Origin of the sequence: Burkholderia anthina, from assembly GCF_902498995.1 — a bacterium.
Lineage (GTDB): Bacteria > Pseudomonadota > Gammaproteobacteria > Burkholderiales > Burkholderiaceae > Burkholderia > Burkholderia anthina.
Map to the genome: position 1 here is coordinate 113,460 of NZ_CABVLY010000011.1, position 22,656 is coordinate 136,115.

At 66.7% G+C, this 22,656-nt stretch carries 18 protein-coding genes; 7 read left to right on the forward strand and 11 right to left on the reverse strand.

Annotation, left to right across the window (positions count from 1 at the left end; genetic code table 11):
- The first annotated feature begins 264 nt into the window (after positions 1 to 264).
- From BME24068_RS16310 to BME24068_RS16320, 3 genes are all read left to right on the forward strand, one after another.
- Positions 265 to 2,109 carry an ABC transporter ATP-binding protein gene (locus BME24068_RS16310; RefSeq protein WP_174926667.1) on the forward strand — a complete coding sequence of 615 codons (1,845 nt, stop codon included), beginning with the start codon at positions 265 to 267 and terminating at the stop codon, positions 2,107 to 2,109.
- A gap of 54 nt (positions 2,110 to 2,163) precedes the next feature.
- Positions 2,164 to 2,676 (forward strand): DUF4262 domain-containing protein, encoded by a 513-nt coding sequence (locus BME24068_RS16315; RefSeq protein WP_096508574.1) that lies wholly within the window; start codon positions 2,164 to 2,166, stop codon positions 2,674 to 2,676.
- A 145-nt stretch (positions 2,677 to 2,821) separates the two neighbouring features.
- Positions 2,822 to 3,994, forward strand: a complete 1,173-nt coding sequence (locus BME24068_RS16320) for a porin (protein ID WP_174926668.1) — start codon at positions 2,822 to 2,824, stop codon at positions 3,992 to 3,994.
- Between the two features lie 78 nt (positions 3,995 to 4,072).
- Here BME24068_RS16320 and BME24068_RS16325 read toward each other — a convergent pair whose 3' ends face one another.
- The 4 genes from BME24068_RS16325 to BME24068_RS16340 form a co-directional block, all read right to left on the reverse strand.
- Complete coding sequence (locus tag BME24068_RS16325) at positions 4,073 to 4,519, reverse strand: hypothetical protein (protein WP_096508617.1); 447 nt, start codon at positions 4,517 to 4,519, stop codon at positions 4,073 to 4,075.
- A gap of 158 nt (positions 4,520 to 4,677) precedes the next feature.
- Positions 4,678 to 5,145, reverse strand: coding sequence for a sodium:proline symporter (locus BME24068_RS16330; protein ID WP_096508572.1), 468 nt, complete (start codon positions 5,143 to 5,145; stop codon positions 4,678 to 4,680).
- A gap of 61 nt (positions 5,146 to 5,206) precedes the next feature.
- Entirely contained in the window at positions 5,207 to 5,863 is a 657-nt protein-coding gene (locus tag BME24068_RS16335; RefSeq protein ID WP_096508571.1) for a nitroreductase, read from the reverse strand.
- A 170-nt stretch (positions 5,864 to 6,033) separates the two neighbouring features.
- A complete protein-coding gene (locus BME24068_RS16340) occupies positions 6,034 to 7,023 on the reverse strand; it encodes a LysR substrate-binding domain-containing protein (RefSeq protein WP_115531480.1) in 990 nt (329 codons plus the stop codon).
- Positions 7,024 to 7,080: 57 nt separating this feature from the next.
- Here BME24068_RS16340 and BME24068_RS16345 point away from each other — a divergent pair, with 57 nt between their 5' ends.
- The 3 genes from BME24068_RS16345 to BME24068_RS16355 all read left to right on the forward strand — a co-directional run bounded on the left by BME24068_RS16345 (position 7,081) and on the right by BME24068_RS16355 (position 10,137).
- Positions 7,081 to 7,980, forward strand: a complete 900-nt coding sequence (locus tag BME24068_RS16345; RefSeq protein ID WP_115531481.1) for a DMT family transporter — start codon at positions 7,081 to 7,083, stop codon at positions 7,978 to 7,980.
- Between the two features lie 609 nt (positions 7,981 to 8,589).
- Complete coding sequence (locus BME24068_RS16350) at positions 8,590 to 9,744, forward strand: branched-chain amino acid ABC transporter substrate-binding protein (protein WP_096508062.1); 1,155 nt, start codon at positions 8,590 to 8,592, stop codon at positions 9,742 to 9,744.
- An 87-nt stretch (positions 9,745 to 9,831) separates the two neighbouring features.
- Positions 9,832 to 10,137, forward strand: coding sequence for an XRE family transcriptional regulator (locus BME24068_RS16355; RefSeq protein WP_174926669.1), 306 nt, complete (start codon positions 9,832 to 9,834; stop codon positions 10,135 to 10,137).
- Positions 10,138 to 10,591: 454 nt separating this feature from the next.
- Here the strand turns inward: BME24068_RS16355 and BME24068_RS16360 are convergent, their stop codons facing one another.
- The 6 genes from BME24068_RS16360 to ydiJ form a co-directional block, all read right to left on the reverse strand.
- Positions 10,592 to 11,368 (reverse strand): IclR family transcriptional regulator, encoded by a 777-nt coding sequence (locus BME24068_RS16360; RefSeq protein WP_174926670.1) that lies wholly within the window; start codon positions 11,366 to 11,368, stop codon positions 10,592 to 10,594.
- A 45-nt stretch (positions 11,369 to 11,413) separates the two neighbouring features.
- The gene (locus BME24068_RS16365) at positions 11,414 to 13,027 is read right to left on the reverse strand and encodes a GMC family oxidoreductase (RefSeq protein WP_096508059.1); all 1,614 of its coding nucleotides are present in this window, start codon (positions 13,025 to 13,027) and stop codon (positions 11,414 to 11,416) included.
- Positions 13,028 to 13,033: 6 nt separating this feature from the next.
- Complete coding sequence (locus BME24068_RS16370; RefSeq protein WP_096508058.1) at positions 13,034 to 14,284, reverse strand: mandelate racemase/muconate lactonizing enzyme family protein; 1,251 nt, start codon at positions 14,282 to 14,284, stop codon at positions 13,034 to 13,036.
- Between the two features lie 52 nt (positions 14,285 to 14,336).
- Positions 14,337 to 15,641, reverse strand: coding sequence for an MFS transporter (locus BME24068_RS16375; protein ID WP_096508057.1), 1,305 nt, complete (start codon positions 15,639 to 15,641; stop codon positions 14,337 to 14,339).
- A 212-nt stretch (positions 15,642 to 15,853) separates the two neighbouring features.
- Positions 15,854 to 17,278, reverse strand: a complete 1,425-nt coding sequence (gene aldA, locus BME24068_RS16380) for an aldehyde dehydrogenase (RefSeq protein WP_174926671.1) — start codon at positions 17,276 to 17,278, stop codon at positions 15,854 to 15,856.
- Positions 17,279 to 17,581: 303 nt separating this feature from the next.
- Entirely contained in the window at positions 17,582 to 20,638 is a 3,057-nt protein-coding gene (ydiJ, locus tag BME24068_RS16385; RefSeq protein ID WP_174926672.1) for a D-2-hydroxyglutarate dehydrogenase YdiJ, read from the reverse strand.
- Positions 20,639 to 20,790: 152 nt separating this feature from the next.
- Between ydiJ and BME24068_RS16390 the strand changes: the two genes are divergently transcribed.
- Positions 20,791 to 21,681, forward strand: a complete 891-nt coding sequence (locus BME24068_RS16390) for a LysR substrate-binding domain-containing protein (protein WP_174926673.1) — start codon at positions 20,791 to 20,793, stop codon at positions 21,679 to 21,681.
- 43 nt (positions 21,682 to 21,724) lie between these two features.
- Here BME24068_RS16390 and BME24068_RS16395 read toward each other — a convergent pair whose 3' ends face one another.
- A complete protein-coding gene (locus tag BME24068_RS16395; protein ID WP_174926674.1) occupies positions 21,725 to 22,576 on the reverse strand; it encodes a LysR substrate-binding domain-containing protein in 852 nt (283 codons plus the stop codon).
- Positions 22,577 to 22,656: the final 80 nt, after the last annotated feature.

Here is a 22,656-nt window from a genome sequence, read left to right on the forward strand (position 1 = left end):
CAGCCGCGCGGCCGATGAGCCGGCGGCATGCGACGCCGGCGTGGACGATACGCGCGATCGTACCAACAATAGGGGCGGCGCGGCTGTGGCGGCGTCCGGCGCGGCCATTCGGGCAACCGGCATGCAGCCGAAACGAATCGATGCGACACTCGCAGCCGAACCGCGCGAGATCGCCGAGCCGCACCGGCACATCTCGCGCCGCTTCGCGAACACACGCAAGACCGGCCGGCCCGATAGCCCATGCCGCATCAAGGAGAAGTTTCAATGTATTCGTGGTTTGAACGGCGCCTGCCGACATTCCCGCTCGAAGATCCCGCCACGCCGCCAAAGGGATTCTTTTCGTTCGTCTGGGCGTGCACGAAAGGCGCGCGCAGCTGGATCCTGCTGATCGCGCTGACGTCGGCCGCGCTCGCCGGATACGAGGCCGCGCTGTTCGCGATGATGGGGCGCGTGGTCGACTGGCTGTCGTCGTCGACGCCGGCCGATTTCGGCGGCCGCCACTTCGGCACGCTCGCCGGCTTCGCGGCGATCCTCGCCGGCAGCGCGCTGCTGATCGTGCTGCACACGATGGTCAAGCACCAGGTGCTCGCGATCAACTTCCCGATGCGGCTGCGCTGGCTGTTTCACCGGCTGATGCTCGACCAGAGCCTGTCGTTCTACGCGAACGAGTTCGCGGGTCGCGTGACGACCAAGATCATGCAGACCGCGCTCGCGGTGCGCGACGCGCTGTTCATGTCGGTCGACGTCGTGATCGGCGTCGCCGCGTACCTGATCGGCATTCTCGCGCTCGCGGCCAGCTTCGACTGGCGGCTGATGATTCCGCTCGTGCTGTGGGCGCTCGGCTACGGCGTCGCCTGCGCGTTCTTCGTGCCGCGCCTCGGCCGTGTCGGCAGCCAGCAGGCGGATGCGCGCGCGCTGATGACGGGCCGCATCACCGACGCGTATTCGAACATCACGACGGTGAAACTGTTCTCGCATACGCGGCGCGAAGCCGATCATGCGCGGCGTGCGATGGAAGCGTTCAAGGCGACCGGCGACGCGCAGATGCGGCTCGTCAGCGCGTTCGAGATCGTCAATCATCTGCTGTCGACGTTGCTGCTGGTCGGCTCGACCGGCCTTGCGCTCTATCTGTGGATGCACGGCGAGGCGAGCGCGGGCGTCGTCGCGGCCGTGATCGCGATGGCGCTGCGCCTGTCGAGCTATTCGCACTGGATCATGTGGGAAATGACCGAGCTGTTCGAGAACGTCGGCACGATCCAGGACGGCATCAACACGCTGACCAAGGTGCGCAGCGTGGTCGACGCGCCGGACGCGAAGGCGCTCGCCGTGCAGCGCGGCGGCATCGTGTTCGACAATGTGCGCTTCGCGCACGACGACAACGACACGCCGGTGTTCGACGGGCTGAACCTGACGATCCGGCCTGGCGAGCGGATCGGCCTGATCGGCCGCTCCGGCGCCGGCAAGTCGACGCTCGTGAACCTGCTGCTGCGCTTCTACGACGTGGACGACGGCACGATCCGCATCGACGGGCAGGACATCGCGCACGTGACGCAGGACAGCCTGCGCGCCGCGATCGGGATGGTCACGCAGGATACGTCGCTGCTGCACCGGACGATGCGCGAGAACATCCTGTACGGCCGCCCCGACGCGACCGAGCGCGAGATGCACGACGCGGCCGTGCGCGCGGAAGCGTCCGACTTCGTCGAGCGGCTGCGCGACCGGCACGGACGCAGCGGTTACGACGTCGAGGTCGGCGAGCGCGGCGTGAAGCTGTCGGGCGGCCAGCGGCAGCGTGTCGCGATCGCGCGCGTGATGCTCAAGGACGCGCCGATCCTCGTGCTCGACGAAGCGACCAGCGCACTCGACTCCGAAGTCGAAGTGGCGATCCAGCGCAGTCTCGACAGCCTGATGAGCGGCAAGACGGTGATCGCGATCGCGCACCGGCTGTCGACGATCGCGGCGATGGACCGGCTGATCGTGCTCGACGAAGGGCGCATCGTCGAGGAAGGCACGCACGCCGAACTGCTGCAGGCCGGCGGCATCTATGCGGCACTGTGGGCGCATCAGAGCGGCGGGTTCCTCGGCGAGACGGTGGATGCCGTGCAATAGGCGCACGACATCGCCCACTTTCGTATCGACCGAAACGAAATCCACGGAGTCCATATGACCACTCGACCGGATATCGCCACCGCGCTGGACGCACCCGATTCGGTGCTCGCGGAAGACGAGCAGCGATTCGTGAATCAGATTCGCAAGCACGGCTGGTTCCGCACGGAAGTGTTCGCGGAAGGCGGCGAACCGGGTTTCTCGTTCACGACCGGGCTCTGGGTCAACCACGGCTTCCCGGAGATCATCGTGTTTTCGCTGCCGGCGCGCGTCGTTCATGACGTGCTGTGGGACGTCTACCGGATGGTCGCGGCCGGCACGCCGCCGCCGGTCGGAGAAGTCACGGCATCGGTCTACGGCAACGCGAATGCGCTGCTCATGCCGGTGGAAAAGGTGCACTACGAGGATCATCTCGGCTGGAACCGCTGGTTCTACGGCAACGACGACTTCCCGTGCGTTCAGTTGCTGTGGCCCGATCGCGACGGGATTTTTCCCGGCGAGCCGCAAGCGGACGACGCGTTGAACGCCGCGCAGCCGCGCCTGTTCGGATCCCGCAACGATCGCCACTGACGTGCATCGGCCGCCTGAACGTTGCACGCACACCCATCACCGCGCCACCTCATAACGATTCGACAATTTATTGGTTCCCTCGACGATGCGCAGCCCGTATCGTTCACCGACTCGTCAGACCTACCGACCAACGGGGAATCCAACAATGAAACGAATCCGTTCCTTCGCACTGCTCGCGCTGCCGGCCGCGCTCTACACCACCGGCGCGCACGCGCAAAGCAGCGTCACGCTGTACGGCATCGCCGATGCGGGCATCGCGTACGTGCACAACGCACAGAACGCCAACGGCACCAACGCGTCCAGCCTCGTGAAGTTCGGCAGCGGCAACCTGTCGGGCAGCCGCTGGGGCCTGCGCGGCGTCGAGGATCTCGGCGGCGGCCTGTCCGCGCTGTTCCAGCTCGAGAACGGCTTCAACATCGGCACCGGCGCGCTCGGCCAGGGCAATCGCGAATTCGGCCGCAAGGCCATCGTCGGCCTCGGCAGCAGCACGTACGGCACCGTGACGCTCGGCCGCCAGTACGATCCGGTCGTCGATCTCGTGCAGGGCCTCACCGAGGACAACTACTTCGGCGGCGTCTTCGCGACGCCGGGCGACCTCGACAACTACGACAACAGCCTGCGCGTGAGCAACTCGGTGAAGTACACGAGCCCGCTGATCTCCGGCTTCCAGTTCGCCGCGCTGTACGGCTTCGGCGGCGTCGCGGGCGCGACCGGCAACGGCCGCACGTACAGCTTCGGCCTGAGCTACGCGAACGGCCCGCTGTCGCTCGGCGCCGGCTACTTCTTCGCGAACGGCGGCACGACGGTGGCAGGCGGCGTGCGCACGTGGTCGAGCAGTTCGGACACGCTGTTCAACACCGTGATCAACCAGGGCTTCTCGAGCGCGAAGTCGATCCAGATCGTGCGCGTGGCCGGCCAGTACGTGGCCGGGCCGGCCACCTTCGGCCTCGCGTATTCGAACACGCAGTATGGCGCGGACACGCTGTCGGCCTTCACGCAGAACGCGAAGTTCAACAACGGCTCGGCGTTCTTCAACTGGCAGTTCACGTCGGCACTGCGCGCGGGCGTCGGCTACAACTACACGTCGCTGACGGGCCCGAGCTCCGCGCACTACAACCAGGTGAACCTCGGCGCCGACTACGCGCTGTCGAAGCGCACCGACGTGTACGCGCTGTTCGGCTACCAGAAGGCGAGCGGCAACACGCTGAACGCGAGCGGCGCGATCGTGAAGGCCGCGGCTTCGGTCGGCTCGTACGGCGTGAACTCGGGCACCGATACGCAGGAACTCGCGATCGTCGGCATTCGCCACAAGTTCTGACGACACCCGTCGCATCGCGACGACCCGGCGGACGCATGTCGGTGTGTGCGTCCGCCGCCGCGCGCCACGCGCGCAGGTCTAACGCCGTCGCATGCCGCCGACGAAGGCCGGGCCATGGTGAAAACCCGTGCCCATCGGAACGCCGATGCGGCCGTGCCCGACTCCGTCGAAATGGCCGAAGTGATCGAAGTGACGGCGATGGTGGAAGCGGTCGATGAAGACGAAACTCACGCCCGTGCCGACGAAAACCGCCGGCCCCCAGTACCACGGGTCGGCGTACGGATAGGCGGTGTCCGGATACCACACGATGCTGCCATCGAGGCTCTGCTCCATCTGCCAGGTGCCGTCGCTTTGTCGGCACGCCCGGCCAACGACCTGCTGCTCCGTGCCGTCGATTTCCGCTTGCGCGACGACCGCACGGCAACGAACGCTTTCGTCCGGCGGGCCGTCGTATGTTTGCGCCAGCACGCACACCGAACATCCGAGACAGGCGACGCCCATCCCGAACCGAAACACGTTGCACATGATCGGCTCCTGCATGGTTGCCCCCGACCATTCGACCCTTGGCATCACGGACGGCGCCTGGCTTCGTATAGGGTCACCCGACCATGAAACGATAGAACAAGCCGGGTTATTCCAAGGGTCGTGATGCAAAAGAGCGGCGGCGCGGCAACCGCCGACGGTCATGCGCGCGGCGCGCGGCGGACGATGCGGTAAACGGCTGCGGCCATGATCCCGAATACCAGATGGGCGATCAACGTGATCCCGCCGCGGACCTGAACGAACCACGGGAAAATCGCGGTGAATCCGTACAGATTGACGCCGTACAGCACGAGCCCGAACACGCCGCCCACGACGAGCGCGGGCCCGGGCGACAGGCCGCGAATCGTTTTCGCCAGCACGGCCGCATAGGCCAGCGACAGCGCGGCATGCACCAGCGTCGCAACCCCCATGATGACTGGATCGAAGCCGGTGGACGAACCGAGGGCACGGCGGCCCATCGCGATGGCGGCCGTCAGGCGCGCATCGCGCAGCAGGTTGTGAATGGCGTCGTCGCCGACGATCCACCACAGCAGCAATTCGACGACGGTCGAGCCGACCGCCGCGCCGAACGCTGCCCACAGAATCGGAATCGGACCAGTTGGCTTCAATTGCCCTTCACCCTTCACCGTGACGATCGGCGGTGCGTGACGGAGCCGCGGCGGCGCAGTATTACAAAGGCCGGTCGCAATCCGTCCAGTACGCGAACGGATCGCGATGCTTCGGGTAGTGCTCGTCGAGCCACTTCAGCAACGTCGCGCGCGCATTGTCGAGATCGGCCTTCGACGACGACGTCCGCAGCTCGTGCACTTCGACCGATTTTTCCCGATCCATCACGTAGCAGTTCCAGTCGGGGCCATCCAGATCCGGATCGTCGGAGGCCTTCGACGACTTGCTCCACCCGAACCCTTTGCGCGCATCGATGTAATAGCGCGGATGTACTTTCAGATACGACAGTTCGCCGCCCTGCAGGCTGCTTTCCGCGCGCACGATATCGCGCCCGTCGACGACCTGCGTGACTTCCGGCAGGCGGCGCGAACGCCACCCCGAGGGCAGCGTCGCCAGCGCCTGAACGCTGTCGTACGTGCCCCAGTCGAGGCCCCACGCTTCGGCCATGCGCTTCATGAACGCATCCGCGCTCGGATAGCCGCGCAGCTGGATTCGGGTCGACAGCTTGACTTCGTACCGGCCGTCGGCACCCGTCGCATCGTCAGCCGCTTCGAACGGATTGCCCGGACGCGACGCGCGCTGCGCGTCCGCGGGCGCCATGCCCGAAAACAGCTGATCGAGCGCCGCACGCGCTTTCGACGACTTGTCTGGTCTATTCATTACTCATTTCCTGTGCATCCACACGGCTGCAAAAAGTCTCGATTCTCGTTCGTCTCTTGGATCTCGCGCATTGTCTCGCGGATTTCCGCGGTCGCATTGTCGACGATCCGGCGGCCACGGTCGAGCGGCAACCGCATCCGGCGGCTCGTCGAGCCACTCGGTAGCAGACGTCATGCCGCCGGTCCTGCCGTTTCCAGCGCCGCCCGCATCCGCTCCATCAACGCGAGCACTTCCGGTCGATTCTCCCCCTTCGCATGCACGAAGTGATACCGGAGCAACGAATCGACCTCGTGACGGCTCACCCGCACCAGCGCGCTGCGCCCGAGATACGCGTCCGCGAGCGGCGTGCGCGCCAGCGCCACACCGAGCCCCGCTTCGGCCGCCGCGAGCACGAGGTTGTAATCCTCGAAACGGCGATCCTGCGCACGCGGCTTGAACGCGATGCCGAGCGCGTCGAACCACGTGCGCCACCCGGTCACGTCGGAGTCGTGCAGCAACGGCATCTCGAGCAGCGCGGCATCGCCGCCCCGACGGCGCAGTGTAGCCAGTTGCGCGGCGAGCCGCGGATGCGCGACCGGGTACAGCGTCTCGGGCATGAACGGGCGCGTGTCGAGCTGACGCCAGTTGCCGCGCCCGTACCGGATCGACAGGTCCGCTTCGCCGCCGGCGATATCCACGTTGCGCAGGCCGATATGCAGATCGATCTGCAACGCCGGCTCCGCACGCTCGAGCACGTGCTGTCGCTCGAACAGCCACAGCTGCGCGAACGCCGGCACCACGCTCATCCGCACAAGGCGCGGCGTACGCGGCGAGCGCCACTGGTCGGCCGCGCTGTCGATGATCGCGAACGCCTGCTCGATCCGGCCGACGAAGCGCTGCCCGTCCGGCGTCAGGCGCACGCCGCGCGCGTGACGCTCGAACAGCGCGAGGCCCAGCCAGTTCTCGACGGCGGCCACGCGCCGGCTGATTGCGCCGTGCGTGACGCCGGACACCTCGGCGGCCGCGAGAAACGAACCCTGGCGCGCGACCGTGCAGACCGTCTCAAGACTCGCGAGCGGCGGTCTCGGCCCCGGGGCCGAGACCGACAATGCATCCGCAACCTGGCGGAGATGCGCTGCGTCGCCGGCTCGCCGCCGAACCGAGCTGTGAGCCATATTCACACTCGCATGTTGATCTGTGCGCTAGCTTAGCATCTCGCCACGCCGCACCATGGGCGCATGAATACGATTTCCTCTTCGTCGTCGCGCAGCGCGCGACTACCGCTCGTCGCGGCTGGCGCGGTCGCTTTCACGATCCTCTCGTGGGCATCCGCATTCCCGTTCATCCGGATCGGCCTGCACGGGCTCGCCCCGCTGCAGCTCGCGGCCGCGCGCTTCGCGACCGCGGCTGTGCTCGTGATCGCGTGGCTTGCGTGGCGACGGCCGCCAATACCCGCGAAAGGCGATGCGCTGCGCTTTCTCGCGTGCGGCTTCCTCGGCATCGCGCTCTATAACGCGCTACTCAATACCGGCGAGCAGACCGTGTCGGCCGGCGCTGCGAGCTTCATCGTGAACACGCTGCCGATCTTCACGGCGCTGCTCGCCGCGGTGTTCCTGCACGAACGCTTCAATCGCTGGGGCTGGCTCGGATCGCTGGTCAGCCTCGCCGGCATTGCGGTGATCGCGCACGGTCAGCCGGGCGGCCTCGTCCTCGGCTCGGGCAGCACGCTGATACTCGGCGCGGCGCTGTGCTCGGCCAGCTATTTCGTCCTGCAGCGGCGCATGATCCCCGTGTACGGCGCGCTGCCCTGCGCCGCCTACACGCTGCTGGCCGGCGCGCTGCTGCTCACGCCGTGGTTGCCCGGCGCGCTGGCGGCGCTCGGCGGCGCGTCGCGCGATACGGGGTTCGCGGTGCTGGTGCTCGGCGTGTTTCCCGCCGCGCTCGGCTACGCGACGTGGACCTTCGCGCTCGGCCACTTCGGCGCGGCACGCGCCGCCAACTTCCTCTATCTGACGCCGGCGGTCGCGACGGTGTTGTCGATGGCGCTGACGGGCGAGCGGCCCGGTATCGAAACGGTGTGCGGCGGCCTGCTGGCGATTGCGGGCGTGATCTTCGTGGCCTTGCGCGGACGGACCTAGGCGTGCGGCTTCGCTGGCTTGGCCGGAGAGCGATGCCGGCTCGAACGCTCCGGCAGCGGAAAACCGATCAAGGCCCCGCATCTGCAAAGCGGAAATATACACGCTGTGCGGCCCGCCCCGCACCCATTTGCGGATGCTGTCGGACTTGACCGTTAGTTGCATAAACTGCACAACGATCGCACGAACAATCAGGAACTGTGCAGACAAATCAACCGAACAGTTCGCGATTGATTGCATCGCACTGTGCATGGTCATCGACATCGGCCCGGTCGAATAATCGAAGCCATCGACGGTGCAACACGGTGGCGCGCGTGCGCAACGGGCGACGAAACGGCCGCGCCATCGCGTCACATTTGCGCAAGGCCGCGCAATTCGCCGACGCGTGCGGAAACAGGTTCGGATATATTCATACCAATTGCATGTCGTCTGACGAAACGGCCCGCTCGCCCGGGCATGCTCGACGCCGGCGTTTTCGCCGCATTCGACGGCCGGCGACATGCAAGCCGAACCCGTCATGGGTCATGGAGACTCGTCCGGCAAACCGACCGCCTCACAAGGGTTTCCGGCTGGCCGGACGTCAGTAGAAATATCAATCAACGGAGATGGCAGATGGAACGAAGCACTGTCGGCATGCGCTGCAAACCCCTGGTTACCGTCGCACTGGCTGCCGCCGCGTTCGCGGCCGCGTCGGGCGCGATGGCCGACCAGGTCGTGAAGATCGGCAGCGTCGAACCGACGACGGGCGGCATTTCGCACCTCGGCAAGGACAACGAGAACGGTGCGCGCCTCGCAGTCGAGGAAATCAACGCGAAGGGGCTCACGATCGGCGGCCAGAAGATCACGCTGCAACTGGACGCGCAGGATGACGCCGCCGACCCGCGCCAGGCCACGCAGGTTGCGCAGAAGCTCGTCGACGACAAGGTCGTCGCCGTCATCGGCCATCTGAACTCGGGCACGTCGATCCCGGCCTCGAAGATCTACAGCGATGCGGGCATCGTGCAGATCTCGCCGTCGGCCACGAACCCGACCTATACGCAGCAAGGGTTCAAGACCACCTACCGCGTGGTCGCGACCGACGCGCAGCAAGGCCCGGCGCTCGCGAGCTACGCGCAGTCGAAGGGCGTGAAGAGCGTGGCGGTGGTCGACGATTCGACCGCGTACGGCCAGGGTCTCGCGAACGAGTTCGAGAAGAAGGCGAAGGCGCTCGGCCTGAAGGTGCTGTCGCACGACGCGACCAACGACAAGGCCGTCGACTTCCGCGCGATTCTCACGAAGATCAAGGGCGAGAACCCCGACGCGATCATGTACGGCGGCATGGACGCAACCGGCGGCCCGCTCGCGAAGCAGGCGAAGCAGCTGGGCCTGCGCGCGCGGATCCTGTCCGGCGACGGCGTGTGCACCGACTCGCTGGCCGATCTGGCCGGCCCCGCAGCCGACAACGTGCTGTGCTCGCAGGCCGGCGCGGCGCTCGAGAAGATGCCGGGCGGCGCGGCCTTCCTCGCCAAGTACCAGAAGCGCTTCAACCAGGGCATCAAGTTCGATGCGCCGTTCGCGTACGACGCGGTCTACATCGCGGTCGACGCGATGAAGCGCGCGAATTCGACCGATCCGGCGAAGATCCTCGCCGCGATGCCGTCGACGAAGTACGACGGCGTGATCGGCACGACGACGTTCGACTCGAAGGGCGACCTGACGCACGGGATCATCTCGATCTACGGCTACAAGGGCGGCAAGAAGACCTTCCTCGACCAGGTGAAGATGTAACTCCCCGCGACGCCGGCACGACGGGAACGCCGCCCGTCGGCGCCGGCGCCGCGCGGGCCGATGCAAGTTTTGCGGAGAGGAAGCAACATGTGCGCAATGGCGTATGCGGAATTTCAACAGGAGTTGAAGAAAGCGCAGTTGACGGCGCGGGAGTTTGCCCGCCTGATCAGGATGAACGAAAGTTCCATCACCAACTATTCGAGCAAGGGCACGGTTCCGTCGCACCTCGCGGTCATCGCGACGCTGATCGGCGCGCTGGCGGCCCACGAAATCGATTTTCGCAAGGTCATCCGGCGCACGAAGATCGAGCCGAAACGGCCGCGCGGGGTCGGGGCGTTTCCGGCGGCGGGCAACGGCCCTCGTGCCGGGAAAGACGAAGACCCCGAGTCGTAGGCAAGCCGCTGCGGGCGCCGGTGGCCGCGCGCCAGCTCGGGCCCGGATCCATCAGGTCGGGCCACGAGTGCCGGCATAACGCAGCGAAATGCAGCACCACACAGACGGCGCGGCTTGCGCATTCCCCTTATCTGCGTCAGTCAAGACCTGACCTCTCAGTCATCCACCGCGTCGCTTACTTCCCCCGTCCGGTTCGCGCCTCCCGCCCGAATCTTGCCCGCCCCTCCTTGCTCTGCCGGCACCTCGTTGAACCGCCCTTATCCGAAGCGACCGTCTTGATCGACCGTTAGTTGCAACTTTCAGGATCGGGGCGCGCCCGGTATCTTCTCGCAAGACCGGCACGGGGCCTCGCGGCCCGCACGGCGGCCGCCACGCCCGGCGGGCCCGTCCCGGCAAGCGCGGCCTGGGCGCCGTATCTCACTGCCGGTCGCGGCTTCCCCAGGCGGGACGGCCGCTATCCGAGCCGTGCGGAAAGCTGCCACGTCGCCTGGATCAGCGGCGTGACATACGGGCGAATGTCGTGCTGCACGGCAAGGGAAACGCCGATCGCCGCCAGCGGCTCGCCGCGACGATTGAGTACCGGCGCCGCGAGATGGCATACGCCGGAACCCGCTTCCGGGCGGCTCAGCGCATAGCCGACGCGCTTGATCTCCGCGAGCTCATTCATCCACTCCGTGCTACCGGCCGCAGGGGACACGGCTCTCGCGCCCCGCCCCGCCATGAACTCGGCCCAGTAGTGCTGCTGCACGCTGGCGGGCAGCATGCTCATCATCGCCTTGCCGGCCGCGCACTGGTGCAGCGCATCGGACAGGCCCACGTAGACACCGAACGGGTCAGCGAACGGCCACGCGACGTGCGCGACCACGAGTGCATGGGAACCCGCCTGCACGCTCAGGTTCACGCTCTGGTGCAGTTCGTTCTTCAGCACATCGGCGATCGGGTGGAACAGCGGCACGATCGGCTGCTGCAGATAGGCGACGGACGCCATCTGAAAAAGCCGCGCGCCGGCGCAATAGGCTTTCCGACGGCGCAGGTCGCGCACCACCATCCCCCTCTGGAGCAGCGTACCGATGATGCGGTGGCAACTCGTCACCGGGAGATTCACGCGCTCGGCGATCTCGGTCAGCGTGAGCGGCCAGGTCGACTGAACCAGCGTTTCCAGAATGTCCAGCGCCCCGTCCACTGCCGGGGTCCTGGATTTCGCTTCGGGAAGTGGATCGGGTGCATTCATAGGCGATCATTCTATCGGCTTTGCCTTCGTCTCCGTCGAGCCGCTTCAGTCGGCGGCGCTTGCCAGGATCCATGCCGCCGCCCTTTCGGCGACCATCATCGTGGGCGCGTTGATGTTGCCCGACGTGATGTTCGGAAACACCGACGCGTCCACCACCCTCAGGTTCGCGACGCCGTGCACCTGCAGCCGGCTGTTCACGACCGTGCGCTCCACGTCGCGACCCATCGCGCACGATCCGCACAGGTGGTACACCGATCCGCTTTGCTCGCGAAAGAACCGCAGCATGCTCTCGTCGTCGGACACGGCTCCCGCCGGGCGCACTTCTTCCGCCGTCACCTGCCTGAGCCAAGGCGTTGCAGTCAGCTCGCGCACCAGCCGGCTGCCCGCGACGGCCTCGCGGCGATCGTGTTCGGTCGACAGGTAATTCGGATCGATCCGGGGCGCCTCACGCGCGTCGGCACTGGTGAGCTCGACGGAGCCGCGGCTCGTCGGCCGGCACGGCGAGAAAAAGATCGTATAGCCCGAGTACGGCTCGACGCGCGGCATGCCGCCCGACTCCGGCAGCACGTACGAAAGCGGATTGAAGTAGAGCTGCATGTTGGGCACGGGTTCCGCGTCGCTGGTGCGCAGGAAACCGCCGGCCTTCGCCGTCGTCGCGAAGATCCCTTTGCGTCGGAACAGGTACTGGAGCATGGCCCCTGCCTGCCGGGTCAGGCCGCGCACCTCGTCGTTCACAGTCGGACGGGTGGCGCGGAAGTAATACGATGCGCACAGATGGTCCTGCAGATTCCGGCCGACCGCCGGGCTATGGTGGACCACGGGAATCTGATGCCGCATCAGCAGCGCCGCATCCCCGACACCCGAGCACTGCAGCAGTTTCGGCGTCTCCACGGCGCCGGCGGAAAGGATCACCTCGCGGCGCGCGGCAAAGCGCTGACGGTGGCCGCCGATCAGGGCCTCGACGCCGGTCGCCGTGCGCGTGTCGTCGAACAGCACGCGCTCCACGAGCGCATCCGTGTACACCACGACATTCGCGCGCTTCCTGGCGGGATGCAGGTAGGCCGTACACGACGAATCCCGTTGCCCGTCGCGCGTGTTGATGTCGTAGACGCCGACGCCCTCGAGGCGCTCGCCGTTGAAATCGTCGTTGAAGCGATAGCCGAGCAGCGTGCACGCATCGAAGAACGACTCGCAGATCGGATGCACCGGATCGCGCGTGATGCGGATCTTGCCACTGCCGCTGTGCCATTCGGTATCGCCCGCATGGTGGGATTCCAGCCGCTTGAACCAGGGCAGCACATCGCCCCAGCCCCAGCCCGGATTACCCTGGGCGACCCAGTCGTCGAAATCCCGCCGCTGGCCGCGCACGTAGATCATTGCGTTGATCGCACCCGAGCCGCCCAGCACCTTGCCGCGCGGCGTGTAGACGCGCTGCCCCGCCAGCTCCGACTGCGGCGACGTCTGATAACGCCAGTTGTACTTGCGGTGATGAAACAGCTTCGCGAATCCGAGCGGCATGCGCAGCCAGATCGATTTGTCCTCGCCGCCCGCTTCGAGCAGCAGCACCCGGAACCGGCCCGATTCGCTCAGGCGATCGGCGAGGATGCAGCCTGCGGAACCGGCGCCCACGATGATGTAGTCAAAACTTGTCGCCTCCACCGGTGCCTACTCCTTGTCGACTGCGTAGCGCGCCTTCCAGCTGTCCGACGGGCCCGCCTTCACGTCGAACGGCTGCGTGGATACGGTCAGGTGCAGGCGGCGGCTCGTATACGGCATGTGAGCGCGGACGACGTCCATGTCGAGCTCGACGCCGAGGCCCGGCGCCGTCGGCGGAATGATGTAGCCGTCCTCCCATGCGATCGGCTGCTTCAGGATCTCGGCATGGAAGCCTTCCCAGCGCATGATGCTCTCCTGGATCAGGAAATTGGGCGACGCCACGCCGAGCTGGATGCTCGCGGCGGCGCCGATCGGGCCGTTGTAGAGATGCGGGGCGATCTGCGCGTAATGCACTTCGGCCAGGCTCGCGATCTTCTTCGCCTCCAGGATGCCGCCCACGCGGCCGAGATTCATCTGCAGGATCGATGCCGCGTTGTTGCGCAGCACGTCGAAGAATTCGTACTTGGTGGTAAGCCGCTCGCCCGTCGCCACCGGGATGCTGGTTTTCTGCGCAACCCGCGCCATCGCTTCCGACTGGCCCGGCGGAACCGGCTCCTCGAACCACAGCGGGTCGTACGGCTCGATGTAGCGGGCGAGCCGCACGGCAGCCGACGGCGTCATCTGCCCGTGGGTGCCGAAGATCAGGTCGCAGCGGGTGCCGACCGCCTCGCGCAGCCGCCGGCAGAACGTCGCCGACAGTTCCAGCAGGTCGAGGCTGAGCTGGTGGCCGCAGTACGCGGTGTAGGGGCCGGCCGGATCGAACTTGATCGCGGTGAAGCCCTGCTTCACGTATTCCTCGGCGCAGCGCACGGACAGTTCGACATCCTCGTAGTCGTGGCTGTACTCGCCGTCGGCCGTCTTCGGATAAAGGTAGGTATACGAGCGCAGCCGCTCGTTCACCTTGCCGCCGATCAGTTCGTAGACAGGCTTGTTCGCCGCCTTGCCGATGATGTCCCAGCACGCCATCTCGAGGCCGCTCACGATCCCCATCATGCTCGGGTCGGGCCGCTGCGTGAAGCCGCTCGAATAGGCCTCGCGGAAAAAGCGCTCGATGTGGTGCGGATCGTGATTCTCGAGGTAGCGCTGGTAGACGTCGGCGATCGCGGCCTCCATCACGTCCGGATGGAAGCTGGCCGCGTAGACTTCGCCCACCCCCTCGATGCCGCATGCCGTCTTCAGCTTGACGAAGATCCAGTAGCGGCCGCCGATGTACGGGGGCGGCACGGCGACGACATAGGTTTCAAGCGAGGTGATTTTCATGTGATTGCCTAGTAACGTGCGATGGTTGAACCGTCATGCGGGGCAGCACCGGTCAGCGGCCCGGAAAACGGTAATGCGCGGTGCGTTTCTTGAAGACGTACACGAGCCCGCTGCCCGCCAGGCAGCACACGGCGATGTACGTGAAGTAGAGCTGGGTGCCGAACACGCCCGGAAACCGGCGCGAAATCGCCGAGCTGATCATCGGCAGGAACACGTCCGGCGAGAGGCCGACCATCGAAATGATCCCGATCGCCAGCCCGGTCACGCGCGCCGGCACGTGGCAGCGGTCGACGATGGCCCAGTACAGCCCGTGCACCGAATAGGTCATCAGCCCGAGCACGACGATGCAGCCGGCCAGCAGCCACACCGGAACCGATCCGGGCACCAGCACGAACAGCATCCACGCGATCGCGGCCGCGAACATGCCGCCGCCGAGCACGTCGACGTTGGAGAAACGATCGCCGAGAAAGCCGCCGCCGATCGCGCCGATCGGGCGCATCCACAGCTTGATGACCGTCAGTTCGCCGGCGAGCACGGCCGACGCCGAGAAGTGCGCCTGGATATAGCTGGAGAACGAGAACGTGGCCCACAGCAGCTGGTAGCCCGACAGCACGATCAGGCTGACGAGCCAGATTTCCGGTATCCGGATCAGCATGAGAAAGTCGCCGAACGCGGACGGCCCGCCCTGCCGCGCGGCGCCGGATTCGCGGGCCCGGTTGCGGTCGTTCGGCAGAATCAGCCCGGCGAGCACGCCGATGCCGAGGCAGGTATACGCGTACATGTGGATCACCGGGCGCAGCGCGAGCTGCGGCGCGAGACTTGCGTAGTGGGCGAAGATGGCCACCGCGATCGACGCGAGGACGGCCTCGGTGAGGCCGCGTCCGCCGTCGAGGATGCCGAAGAAGCGGCCCTGTTCGCGATCGGTCGCCAGCAGCTTGACGGCGCGCAGGATCGCCGACCAGAACGTCAGCCCGCCGGCAACACCCCAGCCGAGATAGATCCAGCGCAGCATCGACGCGTCGGGATAGGTGGCGAACCACAGGCCGAGCAGGCCCACGGCGCCCAGCGAGAACAGGACCAGCCAGCGCGAGCTCACGCGGTCGGCCAGCCATCCGCTGGGGATATAGGTCACCACATACGCGATGCCGAGTATCGAATAGAGTTCGCCGAGCTGATCGGGCGTGATGTGGAACGCTTGCAGCAGCGTGTTTTCGAAGTTCTGGCGCAGGTACAGCAGCGGATACAGCGCGCCCGCTGCAAGCGTGAGCACGGCCAGCTGAAAATAGCGGACCAGCCTGGAACCGGCGCCGGACGCCTCGGCCAGCGCCCGTTCGGGGGAATCGATTGATACTGTCATGACGTCTCCATTTTTTTTACTGCGTCGTATCCGGTCCGCCGGACCGGTATTGCATGACAACCTCGACAATCTGCGCTACGTCTACGGTGCTTCACTCTCCAATTGATCAGTAGTCCGGAAAACATCGGTTGCTTCCCGGCTCCGGTCCATGCGGCCCGGGCGACGCTGCGTGCAGCACGCCCCGACCGGTGCCTCGATAGGCCGTTACGCGATCAGTACGGCACGACCACCAGCCGCGTCTGCGTGAACGCGAGCATCCCGTGCTGGCCATCGTCGCCGCCGATGCCCGAGCGCTTCCAGCCGCCGTGATGGCCCTGGTACGGATCGTCGGGCACGCGATTCACGTAGCACTCGCCCGCCTCGATCTCGTTCGCGACCCGCATGATCGTGCGGTGGTTCTCGCTGTAGATCATCGACGCCAAGCCGAACTGGTGATCGTTCGCCATCTCCAGCGCGTCGTCGAGCGTCCGGTAGGTCACCACGCCCAGCACCGGCCCGAAGGTTTCTTCCTGGATGATTTCCATGTCCTGGCGGCATCCGGTGAGCAGCGTCGGCGGATAGAAGAAGCCCTTGCCCGCCGGAATCGCCCCACCGCACTCGAGCACCGCGCCGTCGTCGATCGCCCGTTCCACCATCTGGTGAATATGGAGGCGCGCGTTGTCGTGGATCAGCGGCCCCATCCAGTCGTGATGCTGGCTGCGGTCGCCCCACTGGCGCTCCCGCATGCGGTTGCGCAACAGCGCGATCAGCTTCGGGGCGACCTCCTCGTGCACATAGACACGCTCGACCGCGGTACAGAGCTGCCCGCAGTTGGTGGTCTTGGAGCGCACGATATCGGCCGCCGCCTGCTCGAGATTGGCATCCGGCTCGACGATCGCGGGCGTCTTGCCGCCTAGCTCCAGCGCCACTTTCGCGATATTGACCTGCGAATATTCGAGCACCTTGCGGCCGGCACCGACGCTCCCGGTCAGCGTGATCATGCCCACGGCGGGATGGGTGCAGATCTGCTCGGCCACCACATGGCTCATGGCCATGATGTTGACGACGCCGGCCGGGACGTTCGCGTCCTGCACCGCACGCGCGATCTCCAGCGCGGAACACGGCGTGTAGCTGCTGGGCCGGACCACCACCGTGTTGCCGGTGATGAGCGCCGGCGCGAGCTTGCGCATCAGCGTGTAGACCGGTGAATTGAACGGAATCAGGCAGACCACGACGCCGATCGGCTCGCGGAACAGCATCAGGTTCTCGCCCGCGTTGTCGCTCGGGATGATCTCGCCCGTGATGCGGCGCGCCCACTCCGCGTGGTAGCGGGTGACTTCCGCCGCGTACTGGACCTCGGCACGCGCATGCTGCGGACTCTTGCCGGATTCGAGCGCAAGCGCGTGGCCAATGGCATCGGCACGCGCCATCAGCGCATCGGCCAGCCGGTACAGGACTTTCGCGCGTTCGATGGCCGGCAGGCGCCGCCACTTTTTCTGCGCGGCCGCGGCGGCCTGAACGGCCAGGTCCGCGTCTTCCGGGCTGGTGCTGTCGACGGTGGCCACGATGTCGCCGGTGGCCGGATTGCAGACTTCGATCGAAGGCGTTCGGGCCGACTCGTTGAAGTGGTTGTCGGCAAAATTCTGATAGTGGCGCACGTTGACATCCCGGTTCGTTGAGGTCCTCGCGGACCTGCAGAGTTCACCGGGACTATAAGTGCGCGTTTCGGAGGGGGTCAATCGATCCCCATAGGCCGGAATTTTTTTCCATATATGGAAATATGCGCGTCGTGGGTGCGATGCGGTTCATTCCGGACGGCCCCGCGACATGCGGGTTCCTGTCGTGCGCCGGCCTGGCGCACGTGTGCGCGGCAGCAATCCAGCCCGTGCACGACGCTCACGCGTCGCGGCGTGATGCAGCGGCTACCGGGCGGGCGAACCGACGTTTCGTCCGTTCCGCGCTCATCCCTGGCCCGCCCGCACATGATCGAGCAACGCCTGCAACGGATGCCGGACCTGCTTCGACGACAGCCGCTTCACCTGGCTGCGGCATGAATACCCCGTCGCCAGCGCTTCGCCATGTTCTTCCGGCGCATCCACCTGCGCGCGCCACGACTGCGCGTAGATCACCTTCGACGTCGCCAGATTCCGCGCCTCGTGCCCGTACGTCCCCGACATCCCGCAGCACCCGGTCGCCTGCACCTGCAGCCGCAGCCCGCGACGCGCGAACACCTGCGCCCACTGCTTGCCGCTGTCGGGCGCATTGGTCTTCTCGGTGCAGTGCGGCAGCAACCGGTACGACGCCCCGCCCACTTCCGCGTCCGCGCCGGCTTCCGGCAGCGCGTGCAGCAACCACTCCTGCGGCAGCGCGACCTTCGGCACATCGGCGAGCCTCGTCACCTTCAGATACTCCTGACGATACGTGAGCGTCATCGCCGGATCGAGGCCGACGAGCGCGACGCCCGATCGCGCCAGCGCGGCCAGTTGCGTCGCGTTGCGGATCGCCGCTTTCTCGAATGCGCGGAGAAAGCCCTGTACGTGCAGCGCCTTGCCGTTCGGCGCGAGCGGCGCGAGCCACACCTGGAAGCCCGCGCGCGCCGCCAGCTCGATCAGCGTCGCCAGCTGCTCGGTATCGAAATAGCGCGTGAACGTGTCCTGCACGATGACGACGCTGCGTTCGCGTTGCGCATCGGTCAGCGCCGCGAGCGCCTGCGGCTCGGCGGGCCGCACGCGCCACTGGCGAATCACGGCCGCGAGATCGAAGCGGCTCAAGAGCGGACTGTCGACCATGCCGACGTGCCGTTCCAGCAGCGTGCGCACCCAGCCGGCACGCATCAGCCCGTTGTACAGCGCAGGCACGCGCGCCATCCACGGCATCGTGTATTCGAGCGAGCCGATCAGGTAGTCGCGCACCGGCCGCAGATAACGCTGGTGATACAGCTCGAGAAAACGCGAGCGGAACTCGGGCACGTTGACCTTGACCGGGCACTGCCCCGCGCACGATTTGCACGCGAGGCAGCCGGCCATCGCGTCGTACACCTCGTGCGAAAAATCGGCTTCGCCGTTGCGCGCCGCGCGGCTGTTGCGCCAGCGGGTCGCGAGGCCGCTCAGCCACGGCTGCCGCGCGCGCGCCGCGGCGACCACATCCACGCCGGCCTGCCCTTGCAGACGCAACCATTCGCGCATCAGCGACGCACGCCCCTTCGGCGAATGCACGCGTTCGCGGGTCGCCTTCCACGACGGGCACATCGCGTCGTCCGGGTCGAAGTTGTAGCACGCGCCGTTGCCGTTGCAGTGCATCGCCGTGCCGTAGCTCTGCCACACGCGCTCGTCGATCTGCCGGTCGTGGTCGCCGCGCGTGGGCACCTCGTCGATCTTCAGCAGCCGCAGCGTATTGTCCGGCGGCGTCGCGATCTTGCCGGGGTTGAACTGGTTGTGCGGATCGAACGCGGCCTTCAGTTGCTGCAGCGACGGATACAGCTCGCCGAAGAACGCCGGCGCATATTCGGAGCGCACGCCCTTGCCGTGCTCGCCCCATAACAGGCCACCATGGCGCTGCGTGAGCGCGGCCACCGCATCCGACACCGGACGCACCAGCGCCGCCTGCTTCGGGTCCTTCATGTCCAGCGCCGGGCGCACGTGCAGCACGCCCGCGTCGACGTGGCCGAACATCCCGTACTGCAGCCCGTGGCCGTCGAGCAGCGCGCGGAATTCGGCGATGTACGCGGCCAGGTTTTCGGGCGGCACCGCGGTGTCCTCGACGAACGGCTGCGGGCGCGCTTCGCCCTGCACGTTGCCGAGCAAGCCGACCGCGCGCTTGCGCATCGCATACACGCGCTTCACCGCGTCGTCGCCGCTCGCGAGCGTATGGCCGAGCCGCTCGACGCGCGTATCGGTGCGCAGATGATCGACGAACGCGCGCACCCGCGCATCGACGTCTTGCGCGTCGTCGCCGCTGAATTCGATCAGGTTGATGCCGAGCGTCGGACGCGGGTCGTCCTGCGGGAAATACTCGGCGACGCTGCTCCACACGAAGTCCTTCATCGCGAGCATCAGCACCTTCGAGTCGACCGTCTCGATCGACAGCGGTTTCAGTTCGAGCAGCGCGCGCGCATCGCGCAGCGCATCCATGAAGCTCGCGTAGCGCACGTTCACCAGCACCGAATACTTCGGGATCGGCAACACGTTGAGGCGCGCCTCGACGACGAAGCCGAGCGAGCCTTCGGCGCCGCACAGCACGCTGTTCAGGTTGAAGCGGCCGTCCGCCTCGCGCAGGTGCGCGAGATCGTAGCCGGTCAGGCAGCGATTGAGCTTCGGAAATTTCGCATCGATCAGCGCGGCCTTTTCATCGGCGATGCGGCGCGCAGTGCGATACACCTTGCCGATCCGGTCCTGCCGCGCGCAGCGGCGCGCCAGTTCGTCGTCCGCGAGCGCGTCGCTGTGCAGTTGCTCGCCGCCCATCAGCACGAAGTCGAGCGCGAGCACGTGGTCGCGCGTCTTGCCGTACGTGCAGCTGCCCTGCCCGCTCGCGTCGGTGTTGATCATCCCGCCGACCGTCGCGCGGTTCGACGTCGACAGCTCCGGCGCGAAAAATAGGCCGTGCGGCTTCAGCGCGGCATTGAGCTGATCCTTGACGACGCCCGCCTGCACGCGCACCCAGCGCTCGGCGACGTTGATCTCCAGGATCCGGTTCATGTTGCGCGACAGGTCGACGACCACGCCGTCGGTCAGCGACTGCCCGTTGGTGCCGGTGCCGCCGCCGCGCGCGGCTACCGCGACGTCGCGATGCGCGGGTTCGGCGAGCAACCGCGCGACGAGCCGCACGTCGTCCGCATGCGCGGGACAGATCACCGCCTGCGGCAGCCGCTGGTAGATCGAGTTGTCCGTGGCCTGCACGGTCCGGTTCGCGTGATCTGCACGGATGTCCCCGGCGAAGCCGGCGGCCCGGAGGGCAGCGAGAAAATCGCGGTAACGGCTTTCGGGCGGGCTGGCGGGACGGGGCAACGGAGCGATCGACATGGGATAAACGCGAAAGGTAGGTGGAGCCGGTGCGCCGTCAGGTCAGAAACATGAGTTTTGAGCAAGATTCCATACACGCCGGAAATCCAGTATCTTGCTAATCCGCACGAGAAACAAACGAATTCTCCCCCGGCAAAACTTGCATAAAACTCATGAATTATCGTCGTCTGACCCCGTCCATGTCGCTGCTGCTCGTGTTCGAGGCGGCCGCCCGGCACGAGAGCTATACGCGCGCGGCCGATGAGCTGTCGCTGAGCCAGAGCGCGATCAGCCGGCAGGTCCAGACGCTGGAGGATCAGCTCGGCGTGCCGCTGTTCCGGCGCGAGGGCCGCTCCGTGAAGCTGACGGAGGTCGGGCGCCGCTACTTCATCGAGCTGAGCGGCGCGCTGGGGCGCATCCGCGGCGCGACGCTGCAGGCCATGTCGCACCACGCCGGGGCCGGCACGCTGCGGCTGGCCACGTTGCCGACCTTCGGCTCGAAATGGCTGCTGCCGCACCTGCACGACTTCTACGCCGCCCATCCGGGCGTGACCGTGCACCTGCACTCGCGGATCGGCAGCATCGATTTCCATACCGACGATCTCGACGCGGCCATTACCGTCGGCGCGGGCGACTGGCCCGGCCTGCACGCGCACCGGCTGTACAACGAGTTCCTGATCGCGATCGCGAGCCCCGACGCGGACGGCGGCCGCGAGGCCGGTCCGCATGCGCCGGCGTGGGCGGCCGGGCAAACGCTGCTCGGGGTGACGAGCAATCAGCATGCGTGGGCGGAATGGTTCTCGCATTTCGGGCTCGATCATCGCGAGATGCGGATCGGCCCGAGCTTCGAGCTGACGTCGCACCTGATCCAGGCCGTGCGCGCGGGGATGGGGATCGGCCTCGTGCCGAAGGTGCTGGTGGAAGACGAGCTGGGCCGCAACGAGCTCGTGTCGGTCGGCGACGCGATCACGAGCCAGCGCAGCTACTACCTCGTGTATCCGCCGGAAAACGACACGTTGCCGTCGCTGGCGGCATTCAGGGAATGGCTGCTGAAGTCGTGCTGAATCTCGACAGCGGGCAACGCCGCGGCTGCGCGCCGCCGCGCGGTCATGCACGCCATTCGTCGAGAATCTGCTCGGCAAGGTAGTCGCACGGCGGGCGCGCCGACTGCGCGCTGCGCGCCAGCACGACTTCAAGCTCGCCCAGCGGCGGCAGCCCTTCGTTCTGCGACAGCTGGACGAGATGCGCGGGAATGCTGCATCGCGCGAGCGGCGCGACGGCAAGGCCGGCCTCGACCATGCTCAGGAGGCCGAGAAAGCTCGGGCTTTCGTACGACATCCGGTACGGGATGTGCTGCCGGTTCAGCGCCTTGACCGCATGGTCGCGCGCCATGCTGCCGCCGTGCGTGAAGAACGCGACCGGCAACGGCCGCTCCTCCCATACGTTGCGTTTCGCCGAGCCCGTCCACACGATCGGCTCGAGCCGAACCCGTTCGCCGGTCACGCCCTTGATGCGCGTGAGGCAGGCGAGATCGACGGTGTTGTCCTTGAGCATCGGCACGAGCGCGCTGCTCGGCTGGCCGATCACGCGCACTTCCACGCGCGGATGCATCGCGGCGAACTTCCCCAGCACCTGCGGCAGCAGCGACGAGATGTAGTCGTCGGGCACGCCGATCGTCACGCGGCCGCTGATCTCCGGGCGCACGACCGACGCCCACGCCTCGTCGCGCATCGCCAGCATCCGGCGGCCGTACTCGGCGAGCATGCGGCCGTCGTCGGTCGCCGTGACGTTGCGCGTATCGCGGATGAACAGCGGCTTGCCGAGCGCGTCTTCCAGCGCCTTGATCTGCATGCTCACCGCCGACGGCGACCGGTGCACGGCTTGCGCGCCCTGCGCGAACGAACCGGACTCCGTCACGGCCACCACCATCGCCAGCACATCGAGATCGAGCTTTTTCATTTTCCTCAGAAAATCTGATCAATCGATTCAGTTTATCCCGTTTTACTGGGCACCTCCACGGTCGGACAATGAATGCCATC